General features: G+C 57.0%; 11 protein-coding genes and 1 pseudogene. 6 read left to right on the forward strand and 6 right to left on the reverse strand.

Translation table 11 applies throughout. The features are described 5' to 3' along the window. Positions 1–68 precede the first annotated feature (68 nt). Positions 69–545, forward strand: a complete 477-nt coding sequence (locus AC1RNP_RS08415) for a DUF4019 domain-containing protein (protein ID WP_493050800.1) — start codon at positions 69–71, stop codon at positions 543–545. A gap of 124 nt (positions 546–669) precedes the next feature. Here AC1RNP_RS08415 and AC1RNP_RS08420 read toward each other — a convergent pair whose 3' ends face one another. From AC1RNP_RS08420 to AC1RNP_RS08430, 3 genes are all read right to left on the reverse strand, one after another. Next, positions 670–1,965, reverse strand: coding sequence for an MFS transporter (locus AC1RNP_RS08420; protein ID WP_493050801.1), 1,296 nt, complete (start codon positions 1,963–1,965; stop codon positions 670–672). Positions 1,966–1,983: 18 nt separating this feature from the next. Then, positions 1,984–2,277: a putative quinol monooxygenase gene (locus tag AC1RNP_RS08425; RefSeq protein ID WP_493050802.1), complete on the reverse strand. Its 294-nt coding sequence runs from the start codon at positions 2,275–2,277 to the stop codon at positions 1,984–1,986. 111 nt (positions 2,278–2,388) lie between these two features. After that, on the reverse strand, positions 2,389–3,405 hold the full coding sequence (locus tag AC1RNP_RS08430; protein WP_493050803.1) for a zinc-dependent alcohol dehydrogenase family protein: 1,017 nt from the start codon (positions 3,403–3,405) through the stop codon (positions 2,389–2,391). 138 nt (positions 3,406–3,543) lie between these two features. Here AC1RNP_RS08430 and AC1RNP_RS08435 point away from each other — a divergent pair, with 138 nt between their 5' ends. Then, positions 3,544–4,452, forward strand: coding sequence for a LysR family transcriptional regulator (locus tag AC1RNP_RS08435; protein WP_493050804.1), 909 nt, complete (start codon positions 3,544–3,546; stop codon positions 4,450–4,452). Positions 4,453–4,707: 255 nt separating this feature from the next. Here the strand turns inward: AC1RNP_RS08435 and AC1RNP_RS08440 are convergent, their stop codons facing one another. After that, on the reverse strand, positions 4,708–5,901 hold the full coding sequence (locus AC1RNP_RS08440) for an epoxide hydrolase family protein (protein ID WP_493050996.1): 1,194 nt from the start codon (positions 5,899–5,901) through the stop codon (positions 4,708–4,710). A gap of 27 nt (positions 5,902–5,928) precedes the next feature. Next, positions 5,929–5,985 (reverse strand): annotated as a pseudogene (locus AC1RNP_RS08445) (twin-arginine translocation signal domain-containing protein); the annotation flags it as partial. Positions 5,986–6,172: 187 nt separating this feature from the next. Between AC1RNP_RS08445 and AC1RNP_RS08450 the strand changes: the two are divergent. From AC1RNP_RS08450 to AC1RNP_RS08460, 3 genes are all read left to right on the forward strand, one after another. Next, the gene (locus AC1RNP_RS08450; RefSeq protein WP_493050805.1) at positions 6,173–7,045 is read left to right on the forward strand and encodes a LysR substrate-binding domain-containing protein; all 873 of its coding nucleotides are present in this window, start codon (positions 6,173–6,175) and stop codon (positions 7,043–7,045) included. Positions 7,046–7,937: 892 nt separating this feature from the next. Continuing rightward, on the forward strand, positions 7,938–9,641 hold the full coding sequence (locus AC1RNP_RS08455; RefSeq protein ID WP_493050806.1) for an LVIVD repeat-containing protein: 1,704 nt from the start codon (positions 7,938–7,940) through the stop codon (positions 9,639–9,641). Between the two features lie 101 nt (positions 9,642–9,742). After that, positions 9,743–10,357 (forward strand): DUF305 domain-containing protein, encoded by a 615-nt coding sequence (locus AC1RNP_RS08460; protein WP_493050807.1) that lies wholly within the window; start codon positions 9,743–9,745, stop codon positions 10,355–10,357. 165 nt (positions 10,358–10,522) lie between these two features. Here AC1RNP_RS08460 and AC1RNP_RS08465 read toward each other — a convergent pair whose 3' ends face one another. Continuing rightward, positions 10,523–11,107 carry a TetR/AcrR family transcriptional regulator gene (locus AC1RNP_RS08465; protein ID WP_493050808.1) on the reverse strand — a complete coding sequence of 195 codons (585 nt, stop codon included), beginning with the start codon at positions 11,105–11,107 and terminating at the stop codon, positions 10,523–10,525. A gap of 491 nt (positions 11,108–11,598) precedes the next feature. Between AC1RNP_RS08465 and AC1RNP_RS08470 the strand changes: the two genes are divergently transcribed. Continuing rightward, on the forward strand, positions 11,599–12,036 hold the full coding sequence (locus AC1RNP_RS08470) for a tautomerase family protein (protein WP_493050809.1): 438 nt from the start codon (positions 11,599–11,601) through the stop codon (positions 12,034–12,036). The last annotated feature ends 43 nt before the right edge of the window (positions 12,037–12,079 follow it).

The raw sequence follows: 12,079 nt of genomic DNA on the forward strand, positions 1-12,079 counted from the left end.
ATCGAACGCCGTCACGTCGCGCGTGCGCTCATCGTTTTCACCCATTACGCAACAACTGAGGCAAGGCCATGAAATACTTCACAACGACGATAGTAATAGTGTTGTGCATCTTGTTCGGAACGGCGATCGCACAGGTGCAAGGACAAGCGCCACGACAGGCTGCGGCGCCGCAACAATCCGTCGCACGCGATATCGATCCTGGCACCTTGGCCAACGCCGCACTGCAGCTGTTGCAGGCAATCGATCGCGGCCAGGCCGGCGTGCTATGGGACAACTCGTCGAACGTGACTAAACGTTCCGTCAAGCGCGAGGATTTCATCGGTCATGTCGGAAAGACCCGAAAGCCTCTGGGCGCAACCAGTTCGCGCAACTGGATAACGGTGCGGCGTGAAGCAGTGGGGAGTGGCGCTCCGCTTCCGGCGGGCCTGTACGCCAGCATCGAATTTTCCAGCCAGTTCCAGGGCAACCGATCAGCAACAGAATTGGTTTCCCTCCGCCGGGACGAGGACGGCATGTGGCGATTCTCCGGCTACGTCATCCAATGAGGAGCGGCGTTACCGCGGCGATCGCTGTCGTGCATGGTCGCAGTGCTTGAGCGTGCGCAGGGGGGGGCACATGGGCAACGCTTGGGATCGAAGTACAGGACGCCAGCAGCGACGTGCGTTGCCCTTATAACGTCTCGGACTGATCCGAACGCAGTCCGATCAGGGTGACAATCGTGGCGACCAGCAAGACCAGCGTGGCTGCGATCAGAGTGCCCTGGGCTCCGTTCCGGTCGAATACTATTCCGCCCGCCGCCCCGCCGATGGCGATGGACAATTGCGACGTGGCAACCAGCAGTCCGCTGCCACTTTCGACCTCATCAGGAATCGTTCGAGTGATCCAGAAGGACCAACCCACGGGCGCGCCGCCGAAAGCCATGCCCCAGAGAGCGATCAATACGGCCGTAGTGGTCGGCATGCCGCCGACGACAGCCAGTGCGAGCCCGGTCAACACCATGATCGACGGGATCGCGACCAGTGTCAGATACACGTTTTTTGCCAGTTGCCATCCCGCAAGCGGAGTGCCGATGAATCCGGCGATGCCGAAACCCAGCAAGACGGTCGAGATTCCATTGACTCTCATCTTGGTCACGTTCTCCAGGAACGGGCGCAAATAGGTGAAGAACATGAAATGGCCGATGTAGAGAAGAATGATCGCTGCCAGACCTGCCCGCATGAGCGGGCTCTTCGTTATCTTCATCATGGTGCTCAATCGGGCCGCATGAGAGGCCGCTATCGAGGGCAGTGCGCATGCCTGCCAGAACAGCGCGACCAAGCCGATGCCGGCACCGAGGAGAAACACGTTGCGCCAACCGACCAGATCGCCGACATAGCTGCCGAAGGACATCGCAGCAATAGTGGCGACGAAAACTCCGCTGAAGATGATCGACAAGGCTCGCGGCACCGAGGTCGCAGGCACAAGTCGTGTGGCGGCAGCGGCTGCCATGCTCCAGAATCCGCCAAGCGAAATCCCGAGCAAAGCGGCTCCGACCAGCACCACGGTCAGATTGGGAGCGTATGCGATGCACAGATTCGAGCCAACCTGTAGTGCCGTAAAGGCCATGATCACCCAGCGACGGTCAACAGTTCGAACGGCGGCCGTGGCCACGAGTGCGATGATCGTTGCCACTGCCGCGGTAGCGGTGACGGCTTGACCTGCCTGCCCCCCGGTGACACCTAGCCCCTGGGCCATAGGCGTCAACAGGCTGATGGGCAGAAATTCTGCGGTGACTATCGCCAGCGCGCCGCAAGCTATGGAAAAGATCGCGTTCCAGGACGCACTTTGTGGGCTAAGCGAGTCATCACTCATGTCTGCCTTCACTTCATGTGGTGGAGCGTTTGCGCTGCAGGGATGGCCCAATCTGATGGCGCTCTTTACAGACAGACAGCCCCGGTGGAATTTTTTGGCGAAGGCTGCGTGCAAGACGTCAGCTCCGTGGTGCTACGCGTCTATTTCGTCAAAAATGCGGCGGATGGGCGCTGCGGAGAGAAGCGGGATGATTCGATCAGTGGCGCCCATTTCATGGCGCCACGCCGAATATCTGTCGAGATGTTCTATCGATTCCCAACGTGAGAAGACGATCAGGTTGTTTGGCATGTCTTGATCGATGCGGACAGTTGCTTCGAGACACCCTTTGTAATTCCTGGTATCTGGCAAAATGTCCCTCAGATAAGCAACAAGTTCGTCGCGCATCGCCGGGTTTACTTCAAATTCGACCATCGCGGATATGCTCATGACTCGGGTCCTGCCAGAAGTGATGCAAGCACCTGCACGATCAAGCGACCGGACAGTACAGTCGGGTGGGGAGCCGAATGATGGCGGCCAGGCGATTTGCTCAGCCGACGATCAATCGATTTCTATGACGACCTTGCCGAAATGCTGGCCGGATTGGAGATGAGCGAACGCGTCCCTCGCCTGGGCGAATGGAAACACGCGATCGATAACGGGACGGATTCTGGTCAATTCCACGAACCGGGCGAGATCCTCAGCCATGTGCCGGCTGCCCACGGTAATTCCCACCAGGCTTTTGCTGCCGGTGATCAGATCGCCAATGGCGAAGTCGGGAGTGCCACCTCCGCCCACTGCGCCGACCACCACGACCGTTCCGCCCATGGCAGCCGAGGCGATCGAGCGGGGCAGGGTGCCTGGCCCACCGACTTCAACCACGATATCGGCACCGTGTCCGTCCGTTTCCTTCAACACGGTCTCCTCCCATTTCGGATTTTTCCGATAATCGATGGTGATTTTGGCGCCCAATTTCCGCGCGTGCTGCAGTTTGCTTTCGCTTGAAGATGTGATGATTGTTTTCAGTCCCGCCGCTACGGCCAGCTGCAGTGCCCAGATCGATACGCCGCCGGTGCCCAGCAAGAGCACGGTTTGGCCCGGGCGGGCCTTGCCGGCGCCGAACAGGGCGTTCCAGGCCGTAAGGGCCGCGCACGGCAGGGTCGCCGCCTCGGCGAAACTCAAATGATCGGGTATGGCGACCAGACCTTCCTCATGGAACACAACCTCTTCGGCGAGCACGCCGTCGACAGACCCTCCCAAGTGGTTTTTCAGCTTGTCGGGAGTCGGTGCACCCTCGATCCAGTCGGGATAGAAATTGGAGCTCACGCGGTCGCCGACCCGGAAGCGGACGACGGCTGCTCCCACTTCAATGACCTCGCCCGCGCCATCCGAGACTGGAATCACGGGAGTCTTCAGGGGAACGGGGTATAGCCCGCCGGCCACCACGAATTCACGGAAATTCAAGGAGACCGCACGGATTCGTACACGGACTTGATGTGCAAGCAGAGGCTCCCGGGGTTCCTCCACGATCTGGAGTCCATCCAGACCCTGGCCTGGAGTTAGCTGATAGGCTTTCATGAGATTTGTTCCTTGAAAAAGATAAAGATTTGGCGCGAAACTGCTTCGCGGCGTCCTGATTAAATTACCCGAATCCAGTCGGGGCATCTGTACAAGTTTTTCCCTTTGTTGTTGCGAAAATTGAACTAATCCACAGACATGAATCATCGCCTCGAAGGTGTTGCTGTGTTCGTGCAAGTCGTCGAAGCCGGCAGCCTGGTTCTGGCCGCTGACCGCATGCGTGTGACGCGTTCGACGGTGAGCCGAACGATCGCCAAGCTGGAGCGTCGCTTGGGGACACGGCTTTTTCATCGCACGACTCGTCGTCAAAGCCTGACTGAGGATGGCTTCGCCTATTACAAATATTGTCTGCGTGCGTTGTCGGAACTGGACGCTGCGGAAGCCGCTTTGGAAAGCGGCCGTCGGGAGCCTCGTGGGCGACTGCGGGTCAGCATGCCGACCCTGTTCGGCAGACATTGCGTGGCGCCCGTCCTCGTCTCGATGGCTCGCAAGTATCCGAAGCTGGAAGTGGAACTGTCCTTCAATGATCGCGCCGTGGATCTGATCGACGAAGGGTTCGACCTGGCCGTTCGCATCGGGCCATTGCCAGACAGCACGAGTCTGGCCATGCGCAGCCTGGGAGCTCAGAGGTTGGGTATCGGCGCTGCTCCTTCCTATCTGGCCGCTCACGGGACGCCGCAACGTGCCGAGGACTTCGCCGATCATCAAGGCATCATGTATTCCCATCGCGGAGAGGACGCGCCTTGGCAAATTCTCGACGAAAAGGGAAATCCGCGAGAGGCTCAAGTCCAGGCATGTCTGCGGCTGGACGATCTGCAGACCATGGCGGACATGGCAGTCAAGGGGCTTGGGCTGGTCTGTTTACCTTGCTGGTTGCTCGAGCATTACGTGCGAACCGGGCAATTGGCGATGGTGATGGCGGCTACCCGCCCCATCTCCATGGGGATCCATGTCATCTGGCCACAGACCCGTTACTTGCCGTCGAAGACACGCATCTCCATTGATGCACTGGTGGCGGAGATTCCCCCGTTGCTGTCGCCGACCTGATGGCCTGTCTGTCAGGGTTCGCTCTGCAACGATAAACGCACCGCGTTCAATGGTGGTACGAAGTCATGAGTGCTTTGGGGTTGATGTCGACGAGAGCCTGATGCCACGACATTGAGTCGTGGTGCTCTAGGGGTGAGTGCAGAGAGAACCACGCCATGTTCGAAGTGGTGGTTCTTCATGTTGTCATTTCTATCGAGGTGTTCGAAATTCGGCCCCGTCTTTCGCCCATGGCATCAAAGATGCCTGTCGTCTGAACTACCGTGCCACGCGTTGTGTGTGAAACGCGCGACGCATTTCCTCCGCGAACAGCGCGGGTTGCTCGAATGCGGCGAAGTGTCCTCCCTTGGCGACCTCATTCCAGTAGATCAGGTTGGGCCATAACGCCTCGGCCCAGGCCCGGGGTGGGCGATACAACTCATGCGGGAAGATCGAGGCTCCCATTGGAAGTTCGATCCTCGGGGTCGAGTTGAACTTGCCTTCACGGGCACCCTCCCAGTAGAGACGTCCCGAGGAGGTCGCGGTATCGGTCAGCCAGTAGAGCGTGATGTTGTCGAGCATCGCATCCATCGACAATGCATCTTCCGGATTCCCTTGATTGTCCGACCAGGCTTGAAACTTCTCGTAGATCCACGTCGCCTGTCCGACCGGGGAATCCGCAAGTGCATACCCGATCGTCTGTGGGCGCGTGGCGAGCAGACTGAAATAACCAGCGCCATCCTGTTCGAACCGAGCCGCGTCGGCATACACCTCGACCTCGGCAGGCGTCGGGTGGGTGGGGTGTTCGCCACGAAATACGAAGTAGGGGAAGTTCACGTGCGCGGCGACGAGTCCTTCGGGTCGCGCTACTGCCAATTCGCGGGTAATTCCCGCCCCCCAGTCTCCACCTTGCGCGACCCACCGCCGATAACCCAGCCGTTGCATCAGGCTCGCCCATGCGCGGGCGATCCTGGCTGTGTTCCAGCCTTGCTCCGTCGGCTTGTCCGAGAATCCGAATCCGGGAAGTGAAGGGATGACGACGTGGAAGGCGTCATCCGCGGAGCCGCCGTAGGACGTCGGGTCGACGAGAGGGCCGATGACGTCGAGGAATTCGCGGAACGAGCCGGGCCAGCCATGTGTGAGGAGGAGCGGCAATGCATTTTCATGAGCCGAACGCACATGGAGAAAATGGATGCCCAGACCATTGAGCCGTGTCCTGAATTGCGGCAGCGCGTTCACGCGTGTTTCGAACTTGCGCCAGTCGTATCGATCGTGCCAGTGGGCAACCAGCGCCTGCGCTTTCCGCAGCGGAACGCCTTGCGACCAGTCCTGGACCGTTTCTGCTTCCGGCCAACGGGTTTGTTCCAGTCGACGCTTCAAGTCGTCAAGCGCAGCCTGTGGCACACGGATTTCGAACGGGGTGATCTCTTCGGTAGCGGGAGGCATATCCAATGCTGGCATACGGCTGCTCATCGGGGAGGCGCTCAGCTCGATTGCGGGGAGTAGTGCGGCTCCAGCGGCAACGCCGGAGGCTCTCAATAGGTCTCGACGATTCATGTGGAAAGCCTGAAAGACGGGGCGTCGGAAAGGGCCGGTAAAGGTTTATAACGCCATGGGTGTAGTCAAATGGCGAATAGCCCGGTACGACGCTGACCGTTTGATTGAAGGTCCCTCAATTTATGTGTCTCTATGCGTCAGGTAAATTAGTTATAATTGAATTCATGGTCATTTATTTTGACATGGCATGAATTTCAAGCTTCTCCAATCGTTCGTGACGCTGGTTGAAGAGATGCACTTCGGTCGCGCAGCGGAGCGCCTGCACATCGTCCGTCCGGCCTTGAGCATGCAGATCCAGGCGCTCGAGAATGAAATGGGAGGGCCGCTGCTGGTGCGTTCCAAGGAGGGCCTGCGGCTGACCGAGGCGGGCGCCTTGTTGCTCTCGGAGGCAAAACGGATATTGGCTCACGCACGGCATACCAAAGATGTCGTGCGGCGCTCCATTCGTGGAGAGCAGGGGGTGGTCAGAGTCGGCTTTGACGGCGCCGCTGTGATGACCGGTTGTCTGACGCAACTGCTGCGTCGGTTTCGTTCCAGCTGTCCCGACGTGGAACTGTCGCTTCAAGAGGCGCCGCCTGATAAGCAGTGCGCAGCGATCGTGGATGGCGAATTGGATGTTGGCCTTAGCCCAAACTACAAGCCGGGGTTGCCATCTGGCTTGACTTCGGTGCCCGTGGGGTTCTGGCCTTTAAGTTTGGCAATGGCGTCCGATCATCCGATGGCGAGTGCCAAGCGCTTTCAATCCAAAGCATTGGCTGCGGAGCCATTCATCGTATATGCGCTTGATCGGGATGATGCAATTGCCAGCGCGCTAACAGAGATTTTGGGTGCGCCACCTAACATCGCCCATCGCGCGCAGAGCATGTTGGCCGCCTTGGCGATGGTGGCTGCCGGAGAAGGCATCGCTCTGGTACCTGCCTCTTTCACGGAGATAAACATACCAGGGCTTATCTATCGAAAGATCCCAGGGGCGCCGTCGAAAAGCGTGATGTTGATGAGCCGCAGGGATGAGACCAGCGGGGCAATATTGGCCTTTGTCCGAGAAGGCATCACTGATTAGCTTGCGCAGCCATCATGCCAATGCGGTGGTAGCGCGCCGCTGTTCGTTCAATCCTGATGACGAATCTTCCTGCACGATTTCGGGCGGACTGACCGAGGGTCAATGGGGGACTTGGCCGCTGGACAGGGTGCGGCATGAATACCCTGGACTCGCCGGACAACGTTCGCCTCTCCGATGGTCAGTCTGCTCTGTGATATCGAGTGCGTGTTGATCGGGGATTCCGGTAGCGATCATGGCTCCTGAAATCACAACGACTTCACGTTTAGAGTGATTGCATGCTCAAATAGTTCTGATGCGACTTGCATTAAAGCTGTCCTTGAAGGCTTCGCTAGCCAGGGATTAGTGGCAGTGCAGAGGCTGGCGCTTGGTGTGTGCGAGCAGGATTAGGAGCCTTTGCGAAAGAGAAAGAAATCATTTTGGAGGCGATCTTTAAGATGCCTCGAAGGGGTTCTATGTCTCAATAAGTTCTAACCCTTGATTGATTTATTAATGCGCAGAAATGAGCGCCTTGACCCGGCAATTGCTGCTTTAACCCGAAAACTCTCGATAAAGCATAGCTCCACTTTGAATCTGGTGCGCCCAGACGGAGAACAACAAAAACGCGAATCGATGGCGCGAAAGCACACGGTTGCGCGCCGGGATACCGAAGGGAATCGCGCATTAGTGGTTACAAACGCCATTGCGACGCTACGAATACCGATGCGCGCGAATCCCCGTTCATGCCAGGTGGCTGCTGGCCGGTTCTGCCACTTTGGTTGTGACATCGTCAGCCAAAACCGAAATGCACGATAAAAAAGACGGCGGGTGAGATCCAAGATCATGCAGTCCAGAACTGGATTGTAAAAATCTCACTCACCTTATTCGACATGCATACATCAAAGTAGGCAAATCAATGAATCTCCAATTTTCTGTGCGCCAAAGGCGTTATCTGCCAAAGCTGGCGCTTTCGGTGCTGCTGGTTGCCATGTTGTCGCAGTTCGCGTTTCCTCGCGTAGCACGAGCCAGCTTACTCGATGATCTTCTCGTCATCATCGCGGATGCCGCGAACAGCTTCTTCAATGTCACCGGGCTTGTGCTCGATGCTCTTGAGGATATTGTCGTGCCAGACGACACTCACGTCGTGAAAGTGGTAGCCGCCAAGGCTGCGTGCGGCTTTGGATCGAATCCCGAGACAGGTTTGCAAGGGCAGGTACCCGAGATCGATCGTTCCAGCGGGCGGAGCAAGCAAGGCTATAACTGTAACTTGGAGCTGGTGGGCCAGTATCAGGGGCAGGGTGCAATCGCTGTCAATTCCTCTAGTGACAGCTGTGTCTACAACGCCACCAGTGCTCTCAATCCCAATTTCATGCAATGGGGCGTACAGGTGATCGAGGCCTCCGATCCAACCAGGCCGGGGCTGTCAACCAAGCTTACCAGTCCTGCCATGTTAAGCGGTACTGGCGAATCTCTGAGAGTCAACGAAAAGCGGAAATTGCTGGCAGGCGTTTCGGTCGCCGTCATCCCCTCTATTGAAGGCGGCCTATTCTTCGATCTTTACGATATTTCTGATTGTGCGCACCCGAAGCTATTGAATGGGGTGGCGAATGCGACCACGCCCCTCAATCTGACGCAGCCAGTGCTTGTGCTGGGTCACGAAGGCATCTTCAGTCCGGATGGGAATACCTATTGGTCAGCAGGGAACGCCGGCGGACCACTTGCCGCGATCGATGTGAGTGCTACGGCCCATCCGAAGGTCGTATGGAACGGTTTATCCGGCTTGCCGGCTACGCACGGTATGTCTCTCAATGCGGATGGCAATCGCCTCTATCTTGCTTCGACTTTCCTCGGAGGCGTAGAGATTTTTGACGTTAGCGAGATCCAGGCGCGTAAACAGATCCCGAAGATCTATCTGAAAGGTAATGTGTTCTGGCGCGATAAGTTGCTTGGTGCCGACTCGCCGGTCAGCGGCACGATCACCCAACACACCATCCCGGTGACCTACGATGGCAAGCCGTATCTCATCGCGCCTGACGAGGCCGGCGCGATGGGTATCCACGTGGTCGACATCAGCGACGAGACCGACCCCAAGGAGGTCGTTCGTTTCAACCTGGAGATCATGAAAAAAGAGAACGAATCGATTGCGCAAAACGATATGTTCGGAGTGCGCTACGACGCGTGGGACAAACTGCATTTGTTTCCGAAGCACTACGTTCACGATTTTTGGACCTATAACGCCCATTACTGCACCGTCGATCGCGCAGAGAATCCGACCGCGCTGGCTTGTGGATTCATGCAGTCGGGGATCCGTGTCTTCGACATTCGTGACTTCAAGAGTCCACGCGAAATTGCTTACTTCAACCCGCCGGCTCAGACGAATGATTCGTTGAGCATAAAAGCCAGCACACTGCAGGGTTCCTATCACGCCAATCTCGCGATGATAGGCTTGCCCGGTCTCCCGGATGCGAGCAGCAGGCTCAGTCTGACTGATCTTAGTGCAGACTGGTGCATGTCACCGCCGCGTTTCGTTGGTAGCGATCAGCTTTGGGTGAGTTGCATGGATAATGGCTTGATGGTGTTGAAGTTCACCAATAACGTCTATCCGATCAAAGCGAACTAATGTCAGTTCTAGGGGATGCTGCCCCGCTAGCCCAGAGACATTGGCGCAGGGCGAGGTTTGCACTGGTCTTTGTTCTTGGCGCCTTCGTAGGTGCTTTGGGCTTGGCGTTCGCCCTGCATCTGGCCGGCCTGGGTCGAATCACTGGTGGGCGCGTGGATGTCGGCTTCAGTCAGGCCATGATCGTTCATCACGATCAGGCAGTCGCTATCGCACGCATCGCCAGTACCAACACGTCGCCGCAGCAAAAGAATACTGCCGCGGCGATCATCAATAGTCAGCTGGTCCAGATCGGACAGCTGCGGGGGTGGTTGGAACTATGGGGGCGGAGCACCATGCCCAGGGATTACGCGATGGCCTGGATGTCACCGCATGGGAAGGGTGATCAGGTGCTCTGGGAACAGTTCCGCTCACTATGCAGTCCCAGCCGTGGCATGCCGGGATTGGCTAGCGTCGAGGAAATGACGGTGCTGCGTCAGTCCAAGGGTAGGCAGGCAGATGTGTTGTTCCTGCAGCTGATGATTCGCCATCACCAAGGAGGATTGCCCATGTTGCGCTATGCCGCGCTCAATGCCGAATCCTATCTGGTGCGTTCGCTTGCCTATTCGGAGCAGGTCGAGCAGGCTCAGGAGATCGGCTGGATGACCCGGCAGCTGGCCTTGCTTGGTGAAAAACCTCTTCCCTTTGTGCTGGCGGAACGGACTTCTCTTGGTCCTTGAAGACATCGCATGCACTTCACGGCGGCTTGAAAAAGTCTCGTTGGAAGAGGTCTTCGAAAGATTTGAAGGCGGTGGCGTGAGAGGGCCTTTGTTTGAACGTCTGTGTTGGTAAATGCAGGTCCATGCAGGCATGCTGCAGCTGGATTTTGGTCTGACGTCCAGGTGTCAATTGAGCGCCAGCAAAAGGCTGCTCTTGCGCGTAGCGGATAGGATGGCGTTTGTTTCCGCAGGGCTGGGTGCTGATCGAGCGATTTGAATGGCCCCCATCAGCATTGCGAAGATCGAATGCGCGCGATTCCTTCGTTCGATAGCATCAAGATGCGACGGAAGTTGTTCCGAGAGCAATAGAACGATGCGTTCAATCCCTTGATTGAATGCATTGCGCACGGTTTTATTCTCACGTGCGATCTCCGGGGCTAGGCTGGCACCAGCACATCCCTTGTCCGGTCTCGCACAATGACGAGGGTCGAGATAAGAGTCGATAAAGGCCTCTAGCCCCTTTCCGGGTTTTGACGCAGCAACGGCAGCGGTCAGCGACGACAAGGTTTCCATGAGGGCGATCTCCATCGCCTCGCCAATAAGTACATCGCGCGATGTGAAGTGGCTATAGAAACCGCCGTGAGTCAGGCCGGCATCGGTCATCAGTTGCCGAACCCCTACCGCCGCAAGACCATCTTTTCGAAAGCGTGCCGCTGCCTGCCGCACGATCGTATCGTGGATCTCTCTTTTATGATTTTTGTCGTATCTCAATCTGGGGTTTCCAGTTGCTATGAGTGCTCAGTCTGGCCGATATCTGGATTACTTGACTGGATTCTGTAATTATATTACATATGTAATGCAATGGGAAAATCCAAGGCGAGACTGCAAATGCTCGAATGCCAATCCATCAACCCGACGACTGGCGTATGCAAGGAGGGATTTCCATAGACGACGGTCGACTCAAGGACTCTCTCGCTGCGATTGAGGCCGCTTGCCAGCAATGCGGTAGGCGAGCGGCCGCTGCAACCCTGCTTGGTCTGGGAGCATTGCCCCAGTCAGACGTCCTCGCCGCGGCGCTTGGAATTGCGGCAAGGTCTGAACGTAGCATGGTCTTCATCAATGAACCGTCTTTCAAGCGCGAGATTTCTTGGCTTGGTCTCGCCAAGTTTGTCAAATTTCATCTGGTCACTACAGTTCCAATACGGAAGCTTGCAGTCTGAGCAGATAGCACTTCCCATTTGATTACCGAGAAAGGACCTGTCATGCCGTTGTGGAATATTTATCACCCCGCGGACGCGTATAGCCACGAAGACAAGCAGCAGATCGCATCGACAATCGTTCCGCTCTATCCGATCCTGCCAAAATTCTACGTGGGGGTCCTGTTTCATGAGGTCGAGAGATCGAACTTCTTCATTGGTGGTGTGGCGAATGAAAAATTCGTCCGCATCTCAGTCGATCACATTGCTCGGCAGTTTCCTGATGATGAGATCCGTGGACGTTGGCTCAAGATGGCGGCGATCGCTCTCACGCCTTTCACAGTCGGACGCGGTTTCGATTGGGAACTGCATGTTGACGAGACACCATTCAATATCTGGCTGATCCAGGGCATGAGGCCGCCGCTTCCAAACACAGATGCGGAAAAGACCTGGATCAGAGAGAACAGGCCAGTGCCATATCAGACCGCAATGGATGGTCTCTGATATCAACAAGAGACTGAGGCGGTGGAGGAGTGCGCCGAGTGCC

The sequence above is a fragment of the Luteimonas sp. GW821-FHT14E02 genome (assembly GCF_058803905.1).